Here is a 23471-nt window from a genome sequence, read left to right as displayed (position 1 = left end):
AAATCAGAAGTAATACAGAAGTTAGTAATACCAATTTAGAGAAATAATTAAATATGGAAAAAGGAAATTCTTTTACTATTCATGATTTGCCAAAGCCTGAAAGACCAAGGGAACGACTGATAAAAGGCATTGGTCTTGCCAAAGCCGCTCAGATTAAAGCATGTTTTGAACTTGGCAAAAGACAGTACTTAGAGTCTGAAGTGGAAGATATTGATTTCAAAAATTCACAGAGCGTAGTTAAGGCGCTACAAGCGAAAATTAAAGACAAGGCAAAGGAACACTTTAAACTTATCCTCCTCCTGAACACGCGCAATAAAATTATTGGCATTTCTACTGTTTCTATTGGTACTCTTGATTCCAGTTTAGTGCATCCTTGAGAGGTGTTCAAAGAGGCAATTGTTCATAGTGCTTACTCGGTAATTCTTGCCCACAATCATCCCTCTGGTGATCCTGAACCACCTTCTGAAGATGATATGACAATAACGAGAAGGTTAAAAGAATCCGGTAAAATATTGGGCGTAGAGGTTACAGACCATATAATTATTTCAAAAGATGGGTTTTTCAGTTTTAAAGAAAAAGGCATATTATAGAAAACTTATCAACAACTATGCCTACAAAGAATTTAACGGACCTAACAAAAGATGAGCTTATTGCGGAAATTGAGCGGTTAAGGAAGGAATTGAAAAAGAAGAAAAAGTATGGCCTTGTATGGGAAAAAAACCAGAAGAAGTGGTTGAGATATGTAAAAATAAACTCCCAATTCTCAAGGAAGTAAAAAAGCAAAGAAATAATTTCTGATCCAAATAAACCTGTAAATTTGCTCATCGAGGGAGATAATTATCACGCCCTTTCAGTTATATTGACAAGAACGATCCGTATCGCCATAGCAGATGGTTATCAATGATGTTTTCACGCTTATGCATAGCAAGAAATTTACTAAAGCAAGATGGTGTGCAGATTGTCACAATCGATGATTACGAACTATTTGGTTTACTCGGCTTATTAGAGAATCTCAATGCAAGGTTTCTTGGTAGGGTTTGTATTTGTATCAAGCCGGAAGGCAGGAGGCAAAGTAAGTATATGATGGAAGCACATGAATACGCTTTATTTGTCACTTGGGGTAATCCTGTCATACTTTGTACAAATAATGAAAATAATATTTGTACTGAGGTTTGTTATCCTAGAATAAAGAAAGTTATAAATGGCTACCAAAATGGAAGTTCTGATATTAAAGGTTTCGGTGGAAATCTCAAGTACTTCAGGACTGACTTTGCTGACGCTGAGCCAACAGACAAGAATAAAAAGAAGCTTACCGAACAGGCAATGGAAATGCTCTGCATGAAGGTGATTAGAGTATTAAAGGATACACATGGGATTTCAACAGAAAATGGGAAACTGGCTATCTGGCTTTCGGGCGAACATATCAATAAGGAAGATGTGGTTTAAAAATGGTGATAGAGACACAAAATTTTTTACCGTGCCATATAGTAATGGAGAGAAAAAACCATTTTATATTGATTTTATCGTTAAGTTGAAAGATGGAAGGATTGGACTATTTGATACTAAATCTGGGCTAACTCAAAAGACTGCAGGACCAAAAATTGATGGATTATTCAGTCATAAATAGAAAGATAAAAAAGAATATTTCTGTAAGTAGTGAAGCGGTTGATATTGAAATTATTAATATTCCTGATGCAGAGAAAAGACAAAAAGTAGGCATGTTGTCTTCAATATCACAATCCTAATCTAAAAGACACGGATGTTAAGACTATAGTAGAGGAAATAAAAAAGAGACGAAAAGCAAAATAGAAATGTAAATTGACTGCAATGCCATAGTCCTTATCCTTTTGTGATTTATGCTTGAGATATATAAGAAATTACCAAAAACCAATTGTGGTAAATGCGGTGTGCCTACCTGTATGGCCTTTGCGCTGAAAGTAAAAAATGCACAACTTAAGATACAGGATTGTCCTTATATCAGGAAGGAAGATAAGGAATTATCTGTCCGGAAAACTACCCTTACTATGGAAGATAACTATGAGCGTGTAAGTAGCGAATTAGAGAATGAGGCAAGGCATTTGAATTTCAGGGAGGTTGCTGCTGCTATCGGCGGCTGTTTTGAGGTTGAGCATGGGTACGAGATTATAAGGCTGAATATGATGAATAAACCTTACGAGATGCGGAAGGAGGGTTTGTTTGAAGATGGTAAATATTGTCATGACTCGTGGGCAAAGATTATTGTTTACGACTATATCCGGAGAAAGGGAAATAAACCCTTGACCGGGGATTGGGTTACGTTAGGACATTTTCCTGATACAGCCTCTCATGTAAAGGTATTTCAACGCAGCGCAGAAGAAAAGGTTGCGGCAACTTTTAATAAGAATACAGGAGGTTTAAAGGCCCGATGCAAGGAATTGGGCGGGGTAGAGGACATAGGCAGGATGAAGGCGGATTATATTTGTCGTTTTGATCTCTTACCACGCATACCCTTGTATTTATGCTTCTGGGGGGCTGACGAGGAATTTTCAGCCAGCTGTAAACTCTTTTTAGATACAAGTGCAGAGGCCTATATTGATATAGAATATCTCGCCTATCTTGTAGAAAGATTTGTAGAATTATTTGTTACATTGTTACCAATTCAATAAGGAAGATATACCATGGCCAATTGCTGGAAATGTGGTTGTTTCCTCGGAGAAAAAGACGAGTGGAAAAAGATGACTACCGTGAAGGGAGATATTTGTATTCTGTGTTATAATAAGGCTAAAGAGACTGATGGTCCACGTATAAAGGCTGATATGGATGCCTTTTTAAAGGACAGAGAAAACCAATAATGAATTTTCATTGACTTTGTAACATTATTTTGGCATGAATCTAATTATGAGTTTCTTTTAATCCTTCCCATATTTTTTCCAAAAGAAGGAGGTCAACCATGTTAGAATATACCTTATCTTATCTTATTGTTTTTACATTCGTTCCTTTTGCAACAACACTCATTGCGGATGCTAAGGATAAGCTTTCAACGATACCATGGGAAAATACCTTTGAAGAAGCGGTAAAAAAAGCAAAAGAAGCGGAGAAGCCGATTTTATTAGACTTCTTTTCTCCTACATGAGCAGGCTGTAAAACCCTGGGTACCGTGACGTATCCAAATGCTGCAGTAACCGATTACATCAACAGAAACTTCATCCCTTTACATGTCAGTACACAAAGCAATTCAGACCTTCTGAATAAATACCGCATATTTTGGACGCCAACCATTCTTGTTTTAGATTCTGATGGTACCGAATATTATCGTTTTCATGGTTTTCTCCCATCTGATGAATTTATTCCGCAATTGGAATTTGGCTTAGGTAAGATGGTACTGGAAAAGCATGATTATAAAACGTCCAGCACTAAATTAAAATCTGTGGTAGATAAATATCCGAAGAGCGGTATTGCGCCTGAGGCACAATATTGGCTGGGTGTTTCAGAGTACAAGGCAACTCATAATGTTGATGCATTGTTAAATGCGTGGCGGAAGATCATGAAGGATTATCCAAATAGTATTTGGGCTGATAAAGTATCCTTTGCTTTTTAAAGAATTGATGGTAGGTGTGAGCCAATAAAAGAGTTCTTAGAATCTATCTCTCTATACAATAGATAGAGATACTGCTATTCATTCTTATCTATTGTATAGAGCTAGATCCTGATAGGCTAAAAATATTTCGTTTTTTTAACTCTAAGACCTTTTACGGAAAAAATTTTAAACTAGGTCTCATTCCAGTTAATAAATTGGGGAAGGCGTTTGCCTCTTTTACAGTGAATGAGTTCGTGTAAGAGTTTTTCAGGATCATGGGATACGGTAAATAACTGACGGTGTTTTGTTTGTATAAAGCGTTCCTGTAATACATAGTTTACAAATTTCAGCAGTAAATCAAAATATTTTTCCACATTTAATAAGCCAATAGGCTTTATGTGGATTCCCAATTGTGCCCATGTGATAATTTCAAAGAGTTCATCAAATGTTCCAAAACCGCCGGGCATTGCAATAAAGGCATCAGATAATTCTACCATCATGGCTTTTCGCTCATGCATGCTTGACACAAATCGGAGTTCTGTCAGACCCTGATGTGCGAATTCTCGGGAAGAAAGAGCTTTAGGGATAACGCCAATAACTTCTCCGTTCTCTTTCAAAACAGCGTCTGCAATAACGCCCATTAAGCCGATACTGCCTCCGCCATACACAAGTCCAATTCCCTGCGATACCATAGTCTTGCCTAATTTTTGAGCCATTTCTGTATAAACAGGACGCGCGCCCAGCCGGGAACCACAAAATACACAGATGCGTTTTATGGAATTACTATTTACTTCCATTTTATTACCTACATCTTTACGCCTGTTTTATACAGGGTATTTAAAATATTCATAGCAAGTTCCATTGCCTGGGGTTTCGAAAGCAGTAACTCATAATTATCAGCATCTGCCTCATCTTCCACGATGATTTCAATACCTTCTGTCCTGGCAACAACAATAATTTTTTTCTTTTCTTCCATACTCATTCTCCTCCTTTGATAAATAAGTAATATCAAAAATCAACCGCAGAGCTAAAGAAAACTGAAAAAATTATTTCTCTGTCATCTGCCTGTATGTGGTTCATTTCTCTCTAAATTTTGTTTTTAACTATTTTCATTTTTAAGTGAGCAATAGAGCCAGATGGATTTAAATCTTTAGGGCATACTTCCTGACAGTTAAAGACTGTATGGCAACGCCACACCCCATGTTCATTATTTACCATTGTCAACCGTTCTTCTCTTGCGCCGTCCCGCGTATCTGATACGAACCGGTCCATGTTAAGAAGAGCCATCGGACCCAGGTACTTTTCGTGTGATGCTGTAACAGGACATGAAGAATGACAACAGGCGCACAGGATACAATCAATCAGGATGTCTATTCTCGATCTTTCTTCCGGGTTCTGGATCTGTTCTCTTGTTGCTGGTAATGGTTTGTTAGGCATCAGGTACGGTTTTATATATTCGTAGTTTTTCCAGAAAGGCCCCATGTCAACAAAAAGGTCTTTGTGAATAGCCATATGGGCAAGTGGCCGTATTGTAATGATATCTGATGTAAGTTTCGATATTAAGGTGTTACAGGCCAGGCGATATTTTCCATTGATATGCATGGCGCAGGAACCACAAATTGCAGCCCTGCAGGAGGAGCGAAAAGCTAATGAGTTGTCCAATCGCTGTTGAATGTAAAACAGCCCCTCAAGTACTGTTTGATCTTTCCGTGTGACGGGAATTTTAAATTCCTGCAAATAGGGTTTTTTATCATTATCGGGATCAAAACGGAAGATATGGAAGAGAATGTTATCTTTTTGCATGGTCGGGTCTTCTACTGTTCAAATAAGGCATTTACGAATGCGTCAGGATTAAATTTTTCTATATCATCCGCTTTTTCTCCCAATCCGATAAATTTTACGGGAATGTTTATTTCATTACGCATGCCTAATACAACGCCGCCCTTTGCAGTACCATCTATTTTAGCAAGAAATATTCCTGTAATATCAACAGCTTGCTTAAACATTTTTGCCTGGGAAATTGCATTTTGCCCTGTTGTAGCATCGAGTACCATTAACACCTCATGAGGCGCCCCGGGAGATCTTTTCGAAATAACTCGTTTTATTTTACTTAATTCATTCATAAGGTTCTCATGGGTATGAAGGCGTCCGGCAGTATCCACAATTAATATGTCAATACCCCTTGAAATACTGGCTTCTAATGCATCATAAGTTACTGCTGCAGGATCAGAACCGGTTTGATGTTTTACGATATCTGCTCCGATACGTTTACTCCAAATATCCAATTGATCTGCTGCTGCAGCCCTAAAAGTATCGCCTGCAGCGACCATTACCCTTTTACCCTCTTTGATGAAAAGACTTGCAAGTTTTGCTATGGATGTAGTTTTTCCTACACCATTAACTCCCACTACCATAATGACGGTTGGGGGTGTGGGAGCATAATTAATATCGATTTGCCAGGACTGTAGATCTTCTTTTAATCTACTTTTTATGAAATCATGTATTTGTGTTGTTTCATTTATTGTTTTAGATTTCCATGCTTCATGTATTTCCTGCATGAGTCTTTGAACAGGTTTTACCCCTATATCTGCACCAATCAGGATATCTTCCAGTTCTTCAAGCACAGATTCATCGATAGTTCTTCTAAAAGAAAAAACACCTTTTAATCGGGACCAGAAACGGTTCCGGGTTTTTTCTAATCCTTTTTTTAGCTTTTCAGATTTGATCCTGTCTTCTATAACCGCCGTTTCTTGCAGGGATGGAATGGGTGTTTCGACCTCCTCTTCCATAACAGCAGTTTCAGATGAAGCCAAAGCTTGTTTTTCAGCATCATCTTCAGTTACAGCAGTTTCTGGCAGGACAGAAACCTGTTCTTCAGTTTCAATAACTGTCGTTTCTGTTGGAGTAGAAATGATTTCTTCAGTATCAACTTCTATAACTGCTGTTTCTGATAGTGCTGATACAGGTTTTTTTATAGCACCTTGCGTATCAGGAGTATCGGGTGAAATAGGGGATTCTTCGGTATCAATTTCAATAAGAGCAGTTTCTTCTTCGATAACAGAAACTTCAGGTTCGATGGGAACTAATCTTACAACACCATTTTCTATAATGACCGTTTTTCGAGATTCTACTGTGAAGTTTTTTAGCCGATACCAAAAGCTGACTCGCTTTTTTTTCAAACCCGTTTTTATCTTTTGAGTCTCTATCATTTCTATTTTATTGTCAACCATGGCTTTTTTGCCTTTTTTTGAGGCCAGTCCCATAGGTTATTATCTCCTCTATAGATTTTTACAATAAGAGCTGCCTTTTCAAGAACTTTGCATAATCGGTGTCCTTTGAATTGGAATCTATTTGTAAAACTAATATTAACAAATAATGTATAAGGTAAACCTCTTCATTGAGAAGAGCATTTTTGTCTAAGCTTATGAACAAACTCCTCTGGTACCGTAACTTTAGCAATGGGGGTGTCTATTTTTCTCTCTCCATGAAAATCAGAGCCACCGGTTACGGCCAAATCGTATTTTTCTGCTATCTTGAGATATTTCTTAATAGTTTGTGGGGAATGAGCTGGATAATATACTTCAATTCCTTGTAAACCGTCTTTTACCAAATCTTCAATAATGTGATCTCTTTGGGTGAGTCCCGGATGGGCCAGAACTGATGCTCCATGAGCCTCTTTAATCAATTCAATAGCCTCTCGTGGTGTAAACGTTTTTTTAGGAACGTATGCAGGCCCATTGTCCCCTATATATTTTAAAAATGCCTCTAAAATAGTGCTGCAATAACCATGTTTCCATATTACCTCTGCTACATGCATACGCCCTGGCGAGCCTTTCCCTGCTAAGGTAAGGACTTCCTCCGCATCAATGTCAACATTCAGGTTATGGAGTTTTTCAACTATAGTATAAATACGTTTTAACCTGTCTTCATGAGCTCGTTTTAACATCTTTTGCAGAGAGGTATTATGGATGTCGATAAAATATCCAAGGATATGAACCTCTGAAGGACTGAGGTATGAAGAGAGTTCTATACCAGGAATAATATTCAGGTTTTTATTATTTCCGTAACGGAGCGCAATACCAACACCCTCAATAGTATCGTGGTCTGTAATAGCGATAGTTGAAACACCAGACAGAAGCGCCTCATCAACTACCTCTTCAGGTGTCATTGTACCATCGGAGTAATTTGTATGTATGTGTAAATCGGAATTTCCATAATTAACTTCTACTATATTCTGGAAAACAGGATCAGAAACGTTATCTTTCAACTCTCCGTTTCCGAATTGTGTGTAGATCTTATCGAGAATTCCATTTACAAAAGTTCCTGAATTTTTCGTGCTGAACTTTTTGGCAAGCTCAATGGCCTCATTAATTGAAACCTTTGGTGGAATATCGTCCCTGTACAAAAGTTCGTAGACTCCTAAGCGGAGAATATTTTTATCAATAATGGCCATGCGGTGTAATTCCCAATGTTCTGTAACACTGGATATCTTTTCATCTATTTCTTTGAGATGTGACCGGCAACCGTCAACAAGCAATATGGCAAATCTATATATGTCAGGCTTATCTGTATTTTTTTTACAGAAGGTATCGACCTCATCAAATATTCCGTCACCACGCAGGTCAAGTTGATAAAGAGCTTGAAGGGCAAGTTCACGAGCAATCGTTCTATTACGCATAGAATAGTCAATTTTCAGTAAGAGCAATTAAAAAAATAAATCAATAAAAAATGCATTTCTTTATGGTTATAAGTAGGGTGCGGGAGAGGAGAGCAAAACAGGTAACTGATTAAACCTTTTTAGCTGATTTTATACAGGATTGTATTTGATCAAAAAGGTTTACCATTTCTATGGCTGATAAAGCAGCCTCTGCGCCTTTATTGCCAGTTTTTGCTCCAGCCCGGTCAATGGCTTGTTCCAAGGTCTCTGTTGTAATAACGCCATAAATAGTTGGAATACCGGTAGACAAACCAACCTGTGCAATACCTTTAGCTGATTCGCTTGCAATATAATCAAAATGAGGTGTTTCGCCGCGGATAACAGCGCCGAGGCAAATTACCGCATCATATTTTCCATTCTGTGCTACTTTAAGAGCGGCGCCTGGTATCTCATAAGAGCCAGGGACCCAGAAAATATCAATATCCTCTTCTTTTACACCGTGCCTGATAAGTCCATCTAGTGCACCATCCAATAAACGCTTTGTTATAAAATTGTTAAATCGGCTAACAACAATTCCAAATTTCTTCCCTGTGCCAATTAAATTTCCACAGAATTCAATACCCATAAGTTTCAGAGAGTTCCCCTCATAGATAGCCAAGAAAATAGATTGTTATATGCAAAATAGTAGCATATACCATGAAATCTTTCAAGGCTTTTCTCCTGAATTGTTTTCTTGTAATTTTAGAGGTATGTTTGTATGATAAACTGCTTGTTTTTTGTTATGGTCTCAAAGGAAAAATAAATCATAAGGCGAGAAAGAGAAATTTTTATGTGTATCGATTTATTATAATTCACAGAGGTTTGATGTGGAAAAGGTAACGAGAGAAGAAGAGATTGATGAAATCGAAAAAATAAGGATGACTTTAGGCGCACACCTTGAAGAGCTGCGACGCAGGGTGGTTTATTCCATTATCGCCATTGTTCTTTGCTTCGTATTCTGTTGGTTTTTTAAAGTGCAGATTTTGGATATAGCCAAAAAGCCCCATAGGTTTGCTATGGGAAAGGCAGGCCTTTCATCTGAGTTACAGGTGCTCAGCTATCAGGAGGGTTTTTATGCCTATATGAAATTGTGTTTTATAACATCGGTTTTTATCGCTTATCCGTTTGTCATCTACCAAATATGGCAATTTGTAAGGGCAGGGCTTTATAAAAAAGAGAAAAAATATATACTCCTCTTCCTTCCTATTTCATACCTTGCTTTCGTGGTAGGAGGAGTTTTTGGGTATTTTTTACTTATACCCTTTGGTCTGCAATTTTTAATCGGTATTCTTGGTCCGGGAATACAACCAATTATTACCATGCAGCAGTATGTTTCATTTGTGTTCATGCTGACTGTGGCATTAGGATTAGTATTTCAATTGCCTCTCGTTATGCTACTCCTGTCGAAGATTGGAATTGTTAGCCCTGACAAATTCATTGCATGGAGAAAGTATGCCATCTTAGTAATATTTATTATTGCTGCTATAGTTACTCCACCCGATCCTTTTACACAGACTATGACTGCAGTTCCCATGATCATTCTCTACGAACTAGGAATCCTTATCGCAAGACCTACAAAAAAAGGATTTATTCTCCTGGGTACCGCTGTTGGTTGTGGAGCTATTGCTGTGGTTGGGGTATATTTTTATTTTACCCATAGGGGTGGAGAGATTAATGTGTCGAATCCGTATGGGGATATTCAGATTTTATATCCGGGCGATAGAGGGTGGAAGAAGGTATCAGGCCATATGTCCTTTCAGAAAGGTATTACCCTGAAAACTGGCAAGGGAGGGAGAACCGTCTTATCTACAAAAAAGGGGGTGAATGTAGGGATGGACACAAATACTGAAGCGCATTTTTTTGATTCCTGGAAGATGCAACTAAAAACCGGTCAAATCCTCATTTCGATGAAGGAATCGGAAATACCCTTAGAAGTTGATACCCCGAATGGGCGGATACGGATGAATAAGGGTACTTTAAATATCCAGGCGAAGGATATTGTTACTATTGTGACAGCCGTAAATGGCGAGGCTACTCTATTGATAGAAGGGGAAGAGAAAAAATTATTGGAAGGACGGCAACATAAGATGTCCATAGGCGGCGAACCTGTGGATATTGGGGCTATTATCAATTGGTCAGAGGGTATAGTAACGAAATCTGATGAGCAAAAGTGATAAGATTATCAAGAGAAAACAGGAGAAAATACTTACCCTGAGCTTCTGTTTGAAAACGTTGATTCCCAAAAAGTTTCTCCTTCGGATTTAGAATTATACTGTTTTCTTTCCTCAACTTGAAAAACATAATAAGTAAATAATGGTTCAAGTAACAGAAGATACTTTTGAGTGTATTCTATCTACCTTCAATGAGCTACAAGAAATCAATCTTCAGGATGTAACCTTTATAGATCCTTACGGTATGGTTGGCCTTCTGGAATTAGGAGAATTATGTAAATCAAGGAATATTCGGAAAGTCATATATTTACCCCATTCAGAAGAAGTCCTTACATATCTTGAAAGGATGGATTTCTTTCGATTTGCTTATAACTATTTTGACCTCAGGCCTTCAAGACCGGAGATCTTGGAGAAATATCTGAGAAATTCGTATTCAGATGTCCTTCTTGAGATCACACCGATAGAAAAGTCAGATGATATCCATTTCATTGTTCGTAAGGTCAAAGAGCGTGCTCATGCAATCCTCAACAGGCATCTGCATTATAATGAGAGGGCAATTCATGGTTTTATCGTTGCACTTTCAGAGGTATGCCAGAATATCATTGAGCATAGCAAGGCCAGGGGGTTTGTAGGTATCCAGAAATATTTTTTCCAGAACATAGGTAAAAATGTTGTAAAGATTGCCGTTATGGATATTGGTATGGGATTTAAAAAATCCTTATCTGAACGGTTTACCTTAAAGAATGACCTTGATGCTATTGAAAATGCCCTCCTTCGCGGTGCATCCAGATTTGCAGAAAAAGGAAGAGGACACGGATTGGCTGCCGTAAGACGCTTTGTCAATCAATGGGATGGTAAACTCTCCGTCCGTTCGGGAACTGCGAAACTCTCTATAATACCTGAGTGGGCATGGGGAAGAGAGAAAGAATTCCATCTTACTTATTTTCCTGGCGCCCAGATAAACATCCTCCTGCCAGAAATTTAATTCTCATTTCTCCAAGATATTTTGTTTGACTTAGGTTCTATTTTGTTTATAATGAATTCAATTGAATCTATTGAATAAGTGTTGTATTCCTCTGAAGTCAGAAAAAACCGCTTCCTATATCTAAAATAATGACTCAACACTTTTTACCTCTCATAGATACTCCTCTGGAACAAAAATTCCTCAAAGCTATTATCTCTTATTATTTTCATGAAAATGATAAACTTGGTCTTGGACTTAGTAAGTCTCAAATAAGTACTGTATGTAAAGTACTTTTATGTGGGAGCGAGTCTAATTCTGACAATCCTCCGACGTGGCAAATCAATGAAGAAACAATATTGGATGAATATCATAAAAAAGAATTTGCAATAATGGATTATCTCCACATTGTTTCTCTTGAATTAAGAAAACAATTAGGGCAGTATGCAACACCAATTGAGATAGTGAGATATATAGTAAAATCGGTTGAATATATTCCATCGAAAAGTATTTTACAAAAGAGGCTTATAGACCCTGCCTGTGGTTCAGGTGCCTTTTTGGGAGAGGCATGCCGGGTTTACTTGAACGCCCTCAAAAAAGCTGCCATACCTATATCTGAATGGTATCCAATGATTATTTCGGCTATCTGTGGAATAGATATTGACCCAAAGGCTTGTTTCTTTGCCCGATTAAATTTGGCGATGCTCCTTGCGCCTCCCATCCTTGAATTTATCTCCAAGAATACTATCGCAAAATTAAAACCCCTGCCTATCCATTGTGCTGACACCTTGCATTTGTTAGCTTCAAGGAGAAAAAGTATTCCATTATTCTACGACAGAATCAGCATACCGTTAGAGGATCAATTTGATTTTGTTGTAGGCAATCCGCCTTATTATAAAATAAAAAATCTGGAACAAAATATAAAGAATACTTTTACGGAGTCTATTTACGGGCATCCCAATGCTTATGCCCTCTTTATTCATGCAGGTATTGAGATGTTAAGGACACATGGGAGATTGGGTTTCATAGTTCCCCGTTCAATGCTTTCGGGACTTTATTTTAAAAATCTCAGGGAGTTTATTGAAAAAAAAACAGCGATAAAGGAAATCGTTAATATCTCGGATCGAAAAAATATTTTTGATGGCGTCCTTCATGGTACGATGATTCTTTCACTGAAACGAGGGAAACAGAACGATGAGAAAATTAATATTTCTCTCGTGAAAACTCTGGAGGATATACGAGATCAGCATAGGGCAGTAATTGTTGATAGAAATGAAGTAGTCCAACAGCTTAATGGTACAACAGTATGGTTCGTAGCTGATTCTTTGGATGTATATAACATTCTTAGCAAGATAATTAAGGGAAGTCCTCTCTTATCTGGAAATCAAATTAATTATCGGGCAAAGACAGGACAGATTGTTTGGAACAGGGTTAAACCATTATTATCAACACAGAAAGAGCCAGATACCCTGCCGTTAGTATGGGCAACGGATGTCGGGAAGTTTAGTTTTTCTTTTAATAGAATGGGTATTGCAAGACCTTGTTTCCTGAAATCCAATTCAAAGACAAAACAGCTTATTGTTAAAGGCCTTTGTATCCTTGTTCAGCGTGTTACGGCAGATGAGCAACCGTCACGCATTATAGCTTGCATACCAGAAGAGTTGTGTAAAAAAGAGCACGATGGATATTTCGTTGAAAACCATTTGAATATTATTCAGCCTACAAATGAAAGTAATACAATCGATCTCTATTTTATCCTTGGCATCCTCAATTCAGATGTTGTTGACTTCTTTTTCCGTACCATGAACGGCAACACGCAAGTTTCGGCTACAGAGTTGAATCTTCTTCCCATACCAACAGGCAAATCCGATGATAAAATTGCAGAGATTGCTAAAGAAATTCAGGTAGTTGAGGAAGCAAAGAGAAAAAAGCTGTTTACAGAATTGAATGTTTTAGTGGCTAAAGCTTATGGTCTAAATATGAATGAGCTTCGCTTTATAAAGAATCACCTCAACGAGAGGAAATATGACAATTCAGGAGATTAAGACTGTTCTTGAGAAAATAAATTTTCCCCATCGGTTCGTTTCTGAACAAACAGCGGTATGCATAATGGCATTGTCCGATAAAACTGAAAGAAAGGGATTGTTAGCTGATCATAAAAGTTTGTGCGAAGGAGCCAGAATCCATGATATTTTGAATTTCGCTAGAAATGAATTGGGTAAACAGGTTGCAGAAAATACACGAGAAGCATACAGAAAGACCTCCCTTGCACCTCTCTTGAATTATGGTCTTGTGGTTAGGCATCAACTCAGCACTAATGACCCAAATACATACTATAGACTCCATCCAAATTTTGAACGTCTTTTTTCTGAGAAACATCCTGAAAAGCAGCAAAATCTTATTGCTGAGCTACAAATTAAATCAACAAAATTAAGAGAACGACACACACGTAAGGTATCTCAGTATAATACTGTTTGTGTACAAATAAATAGTGAAGATACCTTTTCTCTTAGTCCCGGTGCACACAACATCCTTGAAAAGGCTATCATTGAAGTATTTAGCCACGCTTTTTTAAGTAAGCTACAAGTGGTGTATCTTGGGGATACAGCACCAAGAAAAGGCTATCAAAATCGAGTATTAATGAGACGTTTGAATCTTCCCATTGATACTGCTGAATCATTACCAGATGTTATTCTTCTTTCTGAACATGAAAAACATCTTGTGATTGTTGAAGCAGTAACAAGCAGTGGTCCGATAAATCATATACGTCTTGAGCAATTACAGGAATTTACGCTAGAATCAAGTAAATTGGGATACAAAATCAGTTATATTACCGCCTTTCCTTCCCGTGCTGTTTTTAGAAGGTTTGTTGAAGATATTGCTTGGGGAAGTAGTGTATGGATTGAGAATGAACCAAATAATATTGTGCATTTTGAAGAGTTTGATGATAAATGAAATACAATCCTGAAACAGTAAAGATAGTTCCGAATGTCATTCAGAAGGAATTTGAATCTGAAGAAAATAGAAACAAGCATATAATTTCAAAAGTTCAAATAATGTTAACAGTCGCTAGTATTTTACTAACAGCAATAATTTTTCTTCTGAGAGCAGTGTTTGAACAAGATTGGCACAGATGTTTAACCACGCCATTACTAGTTTTTGCTATGTTTGTAATTATAGGATCAATACTTCTTTTTCTGAATATTATCCGTGTAAAGACCTTTCAAAGAATCGATTATGGGAAACTTATTTTTAACACGGAGCTAGAAAAAGAACCAGAAGAAGTTGGAGGTAGGCTGATTGCTACTTACGAAGATGCTTTAAAAATGAATGTTCGAGTTGTTGACGAATTGGTTGATACATTTAAAAAAGGCACTTTTTTAATTGAAGTTTCAGTTTGTTTATTTGCTGCTGTTTTATTTGTTATTTTAATTATATTTTTGAAAAATTTTTAGGAGACCATGCATGGGCAATAATGAAAATATTAGAGAAAAACCATCGGGAGAAAATAATTCACAGCAAAATTCAACCCAAAGTAGCCAAGACAAGCCTCAAAGCTATGGTACTGTTTCAGTTCAAAAAGAATTAAACAGATCAAAACCAATAAGTTATGGAACAGTATCGAGGAGTTACACAGAAGATACAAAAAACAATGTTACTATTGAAAAACCTCTGAAAGAGGACAATTAATAAAGTTTATGCAACTAGGATTGCCAGGTATAAACGATAATATTGATGTCAGAAGAAAGAACGTCCTTTCTTCTCCAAAATTTGGTGGCTCATGCGATATTGACTCAAAACCTTACCTAAAAGAATTAGGTGTTGAGATCGTTGAAAGAAAACAGCCGATACAATTCACATCGAATTTTGGCGAACATGTTCACAGGTGGGCTCCTTATATCCAGGGGTTTTCTGCTGCATTTGTACAATCAATACTCGACCAATATAAAGATGATTATAAATCACCCATTATTCTTGACCCCTTTGCTGGCTGTGGAACCGTCCTCACCCAAAGCAAACTAAATGGCTACAAGTCTACAGGAACTGAGTTAAATCCGCTCCTCCAATTTATTGCAGATGTAAAGGTTAATTCATGGGACATTGAACCTAAATTACTCCTGAAAATATTTTCATCTGTCCCTAAAGACTTGAAAACGCCTGCCCCTGAGTTTCTTAAATCTAAGAATCAATTCAATCCAGGAGTGCTAAGTAACTTAGAATTTCTCAAGGGCGGAATTGATGCTATTCCTACAAAAATCAAAGAACAAATGAAGGTCAAAAACCTTATCCTGCTTGCATTTTCTTCAATTTTGATCGATTGCAGTAATCTTAAAAGAACTCCATGCCTTGGATACTGGAAAGGCAAAAAAGTAGCCGACAACGCTCCATGGATACTCATGGAGCATAAGATTAAAGATATTTGCAAAGACCTTGAAATTCTTCAAACGAGATATAAAAAGAATATCTTTATAGAAAGTAATGTCTTACTTGTCAATGCGATGAAATACAGGCATGAGCACTTTTTTGATCTTGTCATTACCTCACCACCGTATATGAATGGACTTGACTATGTTATGAATTATAAGATTGAAATGGCATGGCTTGGTTTTACACAAGGGACAAAGGATGCCAAAAAAGTAAAGGATAGTCTTGTTGTTTGTGACAACGTTTCCAAAGGATTAATCAAGACATTTGCTCAGTCAAACGCTAAATATTCAAATGGTTGGATAGAAGAAATAAAAGCAAATATCGAGAAAAATATAAAAAGGAGAGGTAATTATCGCCGAAGCGATATGCCTCATATCGTACATAAATACTTTGATGATATGTACAAGGTCATAAGTGTAGTTACAAAATCTCTTAAATCAAATAGTCGTTTTATTCTTGTTGTTGGTGATAGCTTAATTGCCGATGTTTATGTGCCTACAGATTTGTTGTTAGCTAAAATCGGGACGGAGCTTGGACTTACCATTGAGAAAATAGAAAAGGCACGAGATCGCCGGTCCGGCCAGGTAAGAAATTATAGACTGAGAGAAACAATAATTACTCTAAAAAGAAACTAAAAGGAATACAAGATAATGGAAGATAAATTTGGATATCATCAGGATATAAAAAATGGTGATGGAATAATTAGGGCGAGAACTACAGGCCATTTACGTTCTTGGGATATTCCGAAAACAATGCAAGCATTGGGAACACTAAAGAAAGAATGGGGAAATCTTGAATATCCAGGTATCTACATCCTATTTGATGCTACATCCAGGAAGGTAGATATTGGAGAAGCAAAAGATGTTTGTAGCAGGCTTAAAACTCACTTAAATTCTCCTGAAAATAAAATTAAATATTGGGATAGGGCTGTCATTATCAATGATGGTAGATCGGCATTGCAGTCTGATTTTAATGATTCCGTCATAAGAAAATCATTGGAATTATATTTAATTTCATTATTCAAAGCAAACCGATATGCAGTTGTTGCACAAGGAGAACCACAGAAACATAATCCACAGCAAAGATCCTTATTTCAGGCACTGAAGGATGAGTTTGATTTTCTCCTTATGAAAAAGAATTTGATTGTTAAACTCCTTGAAAAGCCAGGACAGGAGGAAGTTCATAGAGATGAATTGAAGACAATATTGGAAAAGAAAGGCTATAAACTTGATAAGTGGAGGGCAGACGAAGCCATTTTAAACGGTGAAAAAACATACATTAGACCTGGGAGTCCTAAACCTAAAGATAATCCAAAATATTGGCAAATTACTTTCCGTGATAGATTTAAGGATTCTTTACAAGCAGGAAATGGTTACCTTTTAGTTCCAAGAGGTGGTGTATTACTTATTCCTCTTAAGGAAGTTCAAAAGGTTATAACCGACCTTTCAAAATATAAGCAAAATACCATAGATGTTTATGTAAATTTCAAAGAAGATACTATCAACCTATCCTACACAACTAACATGATAGATATACACAATTTCGATTAGCAAAGTTAGTAAAATAAGCAAAACATGCAATTAAATAATCTTATAAAACCATTTATAAGAACTGGAGTAAATACTATGAGTGAAGAAAGTGTAATAACCCTCAATGATAAAAAATTATATCTTGCAACCTTCGAATTCATCTGCGGTGAATATGGACAAGTATTTGAAAAGGCCTTTTATGCAAAGGATGAAGAAACCTTAGAAAAGAAAATTCACAAATATCTTTTTAATTGCTATGGCAAAGGAAATATGTCTGAAATAAACAGAAATGTTTATTACTATTGGAATGGCGAGGTTGCAGTCAAAAATCACGGATGGGAAGAAATTACAGGTATCGAGCAACTTGTAGATAAACTCCTTCAATTATAACGAGAAGATATAGTAATCTCAAAACAAAATGTCACAGAGTAGAGTAAAATTTCCCAGAAAGTACAGATCAGTTTTTCCTCATCCCAAAAGAGACGGAGTGATAGAGTATCAAGTTATTGTTTAGTCAAGGGTGGCGCTGACAAATTTTGTTTGTCAGTGTGTTATATTCCCTACCCACGTGGGTATTGAAACAAGCACGGACAAACGGAGTTTGTCCGTGCCACCCAGAAAACCGCTTACATAAAATGGAAATTCCTATATAATCGTAACTATTCAGCATGATTTTGTGGCCTACCATCTATGGCATAGAACGGTCAAAATCACATAAATTAGATATAAGTTGTACCGCTATTATAGACAGAAAGTGAAATTCAAGGGTTTTTTGCCATATATAGTGTTTTTTGCTCAAACTACCTGAATAGTTACATATAATCAAGATATTTTTGTCTCATAATCCCGAAGGGATGGTATGATTATAGCAAAAAAGCAGAAGAAAGGATTTGAACCCCGAAGGGGTGGCATAGAAAACCCGTGTATACCTGCCATTGCCTGGGAATTTGCCGTTGTCTTCTGATAATTATTTCACCCCTTCAAGGTTATTGATTTTGCGGTTATTCATTATCTATAATCATGACAGCCCTTCGGGCTTGAAATAGAGATCATCTTCATTTTATCTGTTATCACTTCTGAATTATAGGGCATTTTTGTACTATTTGTACTATTATGATCTCGAAAATAAAGCGACATTTTGTTTTAACATTACTATAACTATAGTAAATCTCGTCCGGTGTTTTTATTCATATGACAAAGACTTTTAATGAAAAACTGGCTTTTATTGAGGACTCAAAATTCCCTTCAACGCGATTCCAGGGCAGTAAGCTTAAGATTGCCGATTGGATATGGGAAGGGATAAAGGATTTGGAATTTCAAACGGCTTTGGACGCCTTTGGCGGAACGGGCAGCGTGGCTTATATGCTTAAGCAGAAGGGGAAAATCGTTACCTATAATGATATATTGAAATTCAATTATTATGTCGGGATGGCGTTGATAGAAAATGATAGTGTTACTCTTTCCAGAAAAGATATAGATTTTCTTTTTACGAGACACGCGGGAATAATCTATCCCGGTTTTATAGCGGAAACCTTCAAGGATATCTATTACACAGATGAAGAAAATAGCTGGATAGATATGGTCGTGATAAATATCAGATTACTCAATGATACCTATAAACAAGCCCTGGCATATTTTGCTTTATTTCAGGCCTGTATTGCCAAAAGACCGTTTAATCTCTTTCATAGAAAGAATCTTTACTTGAGATTTGCTGATATTAAGCGGAATTTTGGAAATAAGGCAACCTGGGATACACCTTTTGAGGCTCATTTTAGAAGATTTGTTAAGGAGGCAAACAACGCTGTCTTTTCTCATGGACAAAAGAATCGAGCATTAAACCTTGATGTCTTTGATGTGAAAGAGGATTTCGACCTTGTATACATTGATACGCCTTATATTTCAAAGAAGGGTGTTGGTATCGATTATCTTGGGTTTTATCATTTTCTTGAAGGCCTTGTAAATTACGAGACTTGGCCTGATATGATCGATTACAGGTCAAAGCATAAGAGGTTAAAAATAAAACCATCAGTTTGGGCTGATAAAAATAAGATCCATGCTGCATTTGACCAATTGTTTCAAAAATTTCGGGATAGTATTATCGTTGTTTCCTATCGTTCCGATGGGATTCCTTCTGTAGAAAAACTTGCAGAGATACTCAGTAAGTATAAGAGAACGGTACATGAGATACAGAGGAAGAATTATAAGTACGTTTTAAGTAAAAATGAGATAGAGGAAATTCTTTTCATAGGGGAGTAAAGAGCATGGCAGCTATTATTTGCATTGATTACTATCAAAAAGAGCAATATCAGTTACTACTACAAACGGCAACTGATAGGGATAAGCTTGATGCTACGTACGATGGGTGGCTCAAGTCTTTTAGAAAAGCCTTTTCAAGTATAAAGAAAAGCGGGTTTGAGCCCGTAAAAGTAAATGTTGATGTAAAAGAGTTACTTGCCTATTGTATCGTGCAGGGTCTTGAAAATAATGCTATAACGCGCTCACAGTTCTGCGCAGATTTAGCCAAAGAAGGTAAATGGGAAACGATTGAAAACAATTGATCCTAAAATGCATTTATATAATTTGTATACATTTTTGAAAGAAGAATTAAAAAATGGTTCAAACGATCTTGTGACAAGACCATCGGGCCAGGTAATAAGGGAACGTGTTGAGAGGGACATTGTAAAAGAGGAGGATGGAGCTATTATTGCCCTTGATTTTTCAAGGATAGGGGTAATTGATTACTCATGCGCCGATGAGATCGTGGCAAAGCTCATATCAAGGCTTTTAAGTGGTGAATATGGAGATAAATATATTGTACTTGTTGGTTTAAATGAGAATCAAAAAGAGAATATAGAGGTTGCCCTTGATAGAAAAGACCTTGCCGTAATTGCGAAGATGGAGGATAAAGGGAAGATTCTTATGGGAAAATTACATAACTATCTTCAAGATACGTTAGATGTTATCTTGAAAAAAGGCAGAATAACAGCAAAGGATCTCTCAGAGATTAAGAAGCTTGAGGCTAATACCAGTGGTACAAGGTTGTTAAATCTTTATAAGAAAAGGCTGGTAAAAAGAGTTGATGAGGTAGTGGCGAATGGAAGGGTATGGGTATATGAAGAGATTTAACCTAATGTTTAGGAATCTCAATTCTGTAGGGTAACCTTTTGGGGTTGTTATCCCTGGCCATGCATGCAGGCGTGGAGGCAAGGCTAAAGCCTCGTCCTACATCTCCGTTTTTTTAGGGAATGCCTTCCGGAGAAGCGTCTCCTTGTCTTTTTCAATCTGTGCCTTGAGTTCTTCCACGGTTTCAAATGGCATTTCATCCCTTATTTTAAAGAGGAATTGTACCTCAAGATCCTGCCCGTAGAGTGAACCCTGGAAACCAAGGATGTGGACTTCAATCTCCAGTGTTTCACCCTCATCAGGAAAGGATCCTTTTGCAAATGTTGGTCGTAAGCCTATATTGGTCAATGCCGGATAATCTTGTCCAGTGTAGTGGACTTTTGTTCCGTAAACGCCCCTCGGTGGTCTTACTTCATGATGTAGATTCAAATTGGCCGTAGGATAGCCCAATATCCTTCCTCTACCAGATTTCTTTACTACGGTGCCCAGAATAGAAACAGGTCTGCCGAGCATACCTTCCGCCTTCTCTAACGCTCCTTCTAAAATTGCCTGGCGGATAGCCGTACTACTAATTATTTGATCTTTGTATATTACCGGTGGGCACTCATACACTTCAAAGTTATAGGTATCTGCCAAGGTACGGACCAATGTTATATCTCCCTCACGGTCTTTCCCAAAACGGCAATTGAATCCCAGAACAATGCATTTTACACCAAGCCAGCCGACTAATATCTCATGGATAAAATCCTCAGCAGTCATTTGTGCAAGTTTTGGGGAGAAATTAAGTATTATAATATAATCGACCCCCAGACGCTCAAATAATACCAATCGATGTTCTAAAGAGGTGATAAAGGAAGGATGCCTGTTCTCCAGAAGACTTTTCGGATGACGATCAAAGGTGATTATTACCGATTCACCCTTTTTCCCCGAAGCGTAATGCCTTACGCTCTCAATAATTTTTTGATGTCCCCGGTGTACACCATCGAACATCCCAAGGGTTACCACAGGATTGTGAATTTTTCTGGTTAATTCCTTTATCCCATAGATCTTTTCCAAGGTTTGTTTTACTCAACAGGCTTTCATTTTATTGAAATTTTGTGTATATCTCCATGTGTCGGTTAATATCGGTCTGCCATTCGGAGATGAAAGCTTCTTGTTTCTCAAACAGGTATCGCTTGGCTATGTTCTCTTTATCTTTTTCAAAAGCGCTTTTATCAGCAGGTTTTTTATCAATTACCTCTAAGATATAGCAAGCCTTTTCCCCCAAAGGTTCTACTGCAACCCCTCGTTGACCGGGTTTCAATTCAAATGCTTTTTTTGCCACATTTGGTCTGTCCTCTTTGAGTGCTTCAATATACTTTGAGTCTTTGTTAAAAAGCTTTATAGGACGAGTAATATAATCGATTTCAGAAACGGGAATATCGATTTGCCCGCATTCTGCCTTTATTGATTTTACCATGTCATCAAAAGAAACCGTCTTGGCAGCTGTTCCCGCATGTTTCTCGGCAACTTCCTTAGCTCTGAGCAAGGCCTTTTCCAGCTTGAGGCCAGTTACTACCTGATTTCGTATTTCTTCCAAAGGCGCCGGCGCCGGTAGTTTTTTATCAATAACCTGGAAGATAACCTTGCCTTCTACAAAATCAAAAGGGACAGAAGGTTCGTATTTCTCTCTGTCGAAAGCTGCCTGAATAATCTGATCTGATCCGGGGAATATTTCTAATAAATCATTCTCGGTAAGAAATTCATTCCCGGTTTTTTTCCCTTTCGGAATTTGATAGGTTACTTTATAGGTATTTGCTAGATCCTTAAAGCTTGAGCGCTCTTCTTTATCAATAGATTCGTATATTTCTTCGTCTAGCTTCGTCATAATTTCGGTAGTCTTTTCTATCGCCTTTTGCCTTACAAGGATCTTTTGGATATCCCCCTTTACTTCATCAAAAGATTTGTAGGTCGTTACGGTTTCCTCTTTGTGTTCCTTACCTTCGTCACTGTTTTTCTTCTTTTCTTTCTTCTGATTGTTTTTATTTTCTTCACTTACGGTCTTATCCGCCTTTGTATCTTCAGGTTTTGTATCTGCTTCTGTAATCTTAAATTGAACTTCCTTGTTGTCCTCATAATATTTTTCCATTTCATCCTCTGGAACGGACACCTGTTTTTCCATGTCGTCAAATTTTGCTATCAGACACTCCATCTTAACTCTTTCCGGAAGTTTGTAGCCTGGTTGATGGGATTCCTCGTTGTATTCATTATTTTTGTATTTCTCATAATGGGAGCGGATTTCATCCTCCGTTACATTGACAGAATTTAGAAAGCCGCTGGCCCTCAAAGTAAGTGCTTTGAACTTTACCTGCTCATTTTCCATGGAGTATCTTTGCCAGGTTTCTTCCGTTGTCATTTTTGTTGATGCGCGCATTGCAGATTCCAGCTTTTCAACGAGTAATGCTTCCCTTAAGGTACGCTCTATATCATCCTGATTAAGCTTGAAATTGCTACAGAGGAATTGTATAAGGCTATATTTATTCATATTCATTCCCGTTCCGAACATCTGAAAGGCAAGTCTCTGAATACCCTCTTCGATCTCTTGTGTTGTCACCATAATTCCCATTCGCTGGGCTTCTTCCACAAATATGAGTTGTTTCCATACTAACGAAACAATAGATTCGTTTGCCTGTGAGAAGAACAATCTTTGCCATCTGCGCAACATATCTGCAAACTCATTTTGGGTAATTTTCCTGCCAAGCACCTTTCCAACGGGTTTTTTAGGTATCATTTCCATTGCAGAGTAACTGACACCCCATACAACCATTGAAAAGATCATGATGATATAAACTGTTTTCTGATGTCTTCTGAACCAAGAACTCGAAACCATATCTCCTTATTTTCCTCTTAATTGAATAGTATCAATAGTGAAATTGAAAAGTTATAATAAAAATATTATTTTATCCATAATTTTTATAATTATCAAATGGTTTTTTGCAGTGATCAAAAAAAATATCTTGACACTTCT

General features: G+C 37.3%; 25 protein-coding genes and 1 pseudogene. 18 read left to right on the top strand and 8 right to left on the bottom strand.

Annotated elements, in window-relative coordinates:
- Positions 1–53 precede the first annotated feature (53 nt).
- The 6 genes and pseudogenes from radC to FBQ94_RS00430 all read left to right on the top strand — a co-directional run bounded on the left by radC (position 54) and on the right by FBQ94_RS00430 (position 3577).
- A pseudogene (radC, locus tag FBQ94_RS00455) lies at positions 54–590 on the top strand (RadC family protein).
- A gap of 17 nt (positions 591–607) precedes the next feature.
- Positions 608–775 carry a hypothetical protein gene (locus FBQ94_RS00450; protein ID WP_007221650.1) on the top strand — a complete coding sequence of 56 codons (168 nt, stop codon included), beginning with the start codon at positions 608–610 and terminating at the stop codon, positions 773–775.
- Positions 776–900: 125 nt separating this feature from the next.
- Positions 901–1446 (top strand): hypothetical protein, encoded by a 546-nt coding sequence (locus FBQ94_RS00445; RefSeq protein WP_007221651.1) that lies wholly within the window; start codon positions 901–903, stop codon positions 1444–1446.
- Between the two features lie 410 nt (positions 1447–1856).
- The gene (locus FBQ94_RS00440; protein WP_007221653.1) at positions 1857–2645 is read left to right on the top strand and encodes a DUF3786 domain-containing protein; all 789 of its coding nucleotides are present in this window, start codon (positions 1857–1859) and stop codon (positions 2643–2645) included.
- A gap of 12 nt (positions 2646–2657) precedes the next feature.
- Positions 2658–2831 carry a hypothetical protein gene (locus tag FBQ94_RS00435; protein WP_007221654.1) on the top strand — a complete coding sequence of 58 codons (174 nt, stop codon included), beginning with the start codon at positions 2658–2660 and terminating at the stop codon, positions 2829–2831.
- Positions 2832–2929: 98 nt separating this feature from the next.
- On the top strand, positions 2930–3577 hold the full coding sequence (locus tag FBQ94_RS00430; RefSeq protein WP_285441916.1) for a thioredoxin fold domain-containing protein: 648 nt from the start codon (positions 2930–2932) through the stop codon (positions 3575–3577).
- 170 nt (positions 3578–3747) lie between these two features.
- On the opposite strand, the gene FBQ94_RS00425 is transcribed toward FBQ94_RS00430, so the two are convergent.
- The 6 genes from FBQ94_RS00425 to ribH form a co-directional block, all read right to left on the bottom strand.
- Positions 3748–4353 carry an LOG family protein gene (locus tag FBQ94_RS00425; RefSeq protein ID WP_007221657.1) on the bottom strand — a complete coding sequence of 202 codons (606 nt, stop codon included), beginning with the start codon at positions 4351–4353 and terminating at the stop codon, positions 3748–3750.
- A gap of 8 nt (positions 4354–4361) precedes the next feature.
- Complete coding sequence (locus FBQ94_RS00420; RefSeq protein WP_007221658.1) at positions 4362–4532, bottom strand: hypothetical protein; 171 nt, start codon at positions 4530–4532, stop codon at positions 4362–4364.
- 110 nt (positions 4533–4642) lie between these two features.
- Positions 4643–5359: a succinate dehydrogenase iron-sulfur subunit gene (locus FBQ94_RS00415; RefSeq protein WP_007221659.1), complete on the bottom strand. Its 717-nt coding sequence runs from the start codon at positions 5357–5359 to the stop codon at positions 4643–4645.
- 11 nt (positions 5360–5370) lie between these two features.
- Positions 5371–6819, bottom strand: coding sequence for a signal recognition particle-docking protein FtsY (gene ftsY, locus FBQ94_RS00410; RefSeq protein ID WP_007221660.1), 1449 nt, complete (start codon positions 6817–6819; stop codon positions 5371–5373).
- Between the two features lie 131 nt (positions 6820–6950).
- A complete protein-coding gene (gene nusB, locus FBQ94_RS00405) occupies positions 6951–8234 on the bottom strand; it encodes a transcription antitermination factor NusB (protein ID WP_007221661.1) in 1284 nt (427 codons plus the stop codon).
- A gap of 109 nt (positions 8235–8343) precedes the next feature.
- Complete coding sequence (gene ribH, locus FBQ94_RS00400; RefSeq protein ID WP_040543681.1) at positions 8344–8838, bottom strand: 6,7-dimethyl-8-ribityllumazine synthase; 495 nt, start codon at positions 8836–8838, stop codon at positions 8344–8346.
- 241 nt (positions 8839–9079) lie between these two features.
- On the opposite strand from ribH, the gene tatC reads away from it, so the two are divergent.
- From tatC to FBQ94_RS00340, 12 genes are all read left to right on the top strand, one after another.
- On the top strand, positions 9080–10426 hold the full coding sequence (gene tatC / locus FBQ94_RS00395) for a twin-arginine translocase subunit TatC (RefSeq protein ID WP_007221664.1): 1347 nt from the start codon (positions 9080–9082) through the stop codon (positions 10424–10426).
- A gap of 139 nt (positions 10427–10565) precedes the next feature.
- Positions 10566–11408 carry an ATP-binding protein gene (locus FBQ94_RS00390; RefSeq protein WP_007221665.1) on the top strand — a complete coding sequence of 281 codons (843 nt, stop codon included), beginning with the start codon at positions 10566–10568 and terminating at the stop codon, positions 11406–11408.
- 128 nt (positions 11409–11536) lie between these two features.
- Entirely contained in the window at positions 11537–13429 is a 1893-nt protein-coding gene (locus FBQ94_RS00385) for an Eco57I restriction-modification methylase domain-containing protein (RefSeq protein ID WP_040543682.1), read from the top strand.
- Positions 13410–14339: a BsuBI/PstI family type II restriction endonuclease gene (locus tag FBQ94_RS00380; protein ID WP_007221667.1), complete on the top strand. Its 930-nt coding sequence runs from the start codon at positions 13410–13412 to the stop codon at positions 14337–14339. The genes FBQ94_RS00385 and FBQ94_RS00380 overlap by 20 nt, the downstream gene beginning before the upstream one ends.
- Entirely contained in the window at positions 14336–14839 is a 504-nt protein-coding gene (locus tag FBQ94_RS00375) for a hypothetical protein (RefSeq protein WP_007221668.1), read from the top strand. The genes FBQ94_RS00380 and FBQ94_RS00375 overlap by 4 nt, the downstream gene beginning before the upstream one ends.
- A gap of 10 nt (positions 14840–14849) precedes the next feature.
- Complete coding sequence (locus FBQ94_RS00370) at positions 14850–15074, top strand: hypothetical protein (protein ID WP_007221669.1); 225 nt, start codon at positions 14850–14852, stop codon at positions 15072–15074.
- An 8-nt stretch (positions 15075–15082) separates the two neighbouring features.
- Positions 15083–16447, top strand: a complete 1365-nt coding sequence (locus FBQ94_RS00365) for a hypothetical protein (RefSeq protein ID WP_007221670.1) — start codon at positions 15083–15085, stop codon at positions 16445–16447.
- A gap of 15 nt (positions 16448–16462) precedes the next feature.
- Complete coding sequence (locus tag FBQ94_RS00360; RefSeq protein WP_007221671.1) at positions 16463–17362, top strand: GIY-YIG nuclease family protein; 900 nt, start codon at positions 16463–16465, stop codon at positions 17360–17362.
- A gap of 75 nt (positions 17363–17437) precedes the next feature.
- Complete coding sequence (locus FBQ94_RS00355) at positions 17438–17731, top strand: hypothetical protein (RefSeq protein WP_007221672.1); 294 nt, start codon at positions 17438–17440, stop codon at positions 17729–17731.
- Between the two features lie 801 nt (positions 17732–18532).
- Positions 18533–19597 (top strand): DNA adenine methylase, encoded by a 1065-nt coding sequence (locus tag FBQ94_RS00350; RefSeq protein ID WP_007221673.1) that lies wholly within the window; start codon positions 18533–18535, stop codon positions 19595–19597.
- Between the two features lie 5 nt (positions 19598–19602).
- Complete coding sequence (locus FBQ94_RS00345) at positions 19603–19899, top strand: hypothetical protein (protein ID WP_007221674.1); 297 nt, start codon at positions 19603–19605, stop codon at positions 19897–19899.
- A 34-nt stretch (positions 19900–19933) separates the two neighbouring features.
- Positions 19934–20467 (top strand): STAS-like domain-containing protein, encoded by a 534-nt coding sequence (locus FBQ94_RS00340; RefSeq protein ID WP_285441915.1) that lies wholly within the window; start codon positions 19934–19936, stop codon positions 20465–20467.
- Between the two features lie 96 nt (positions 20468–20563).
- On the opposite strand, the gene FBQ94_RS00335 is transcribed toward FBQ94_RS00340, so the two are convergent.
- Positions 20564–21520: a bifunctional riboflavin kinase/FAD synthetase gene (locus tag FBQ94_RS00335; protein WP_007221676.1), complete on the bottom strand. Its 957-nt coding sequence runs from the start codon at positions 21518–21520 to the stop codon at positions 20564–20566.
- Between the two features lie 28 nt (positions 21521–21548).
- Entirely contained in the window at positions 21549–23333 is a 1785-nt protein-coding gene (locus tag FBQ94_RS00330; RefSeq protein WP_040543683.1) for a SurA N-terminal domain-containing protein, read from the bottom strand.
- Between the last annotated feature and the right edge of the window lie 138 nt (positions 23334–23471).

Origin of the sequence: Candidatus Jettenia sp. AMX1, from assembly GCF_030263775.1 — a bacterium.
GTDB classification, from domain to species: domain Bacteria; phylum Planctomycetota; class Brocadiia; order Brocadiales; family Brocadiaceae; genus Jettenia; species Jettenia caeni.
The sequence above is the reverse complement of the archived record's forward strand: the minus strand, read 5'-3'. Positions and strand labels throughout refer to the sequence as shown.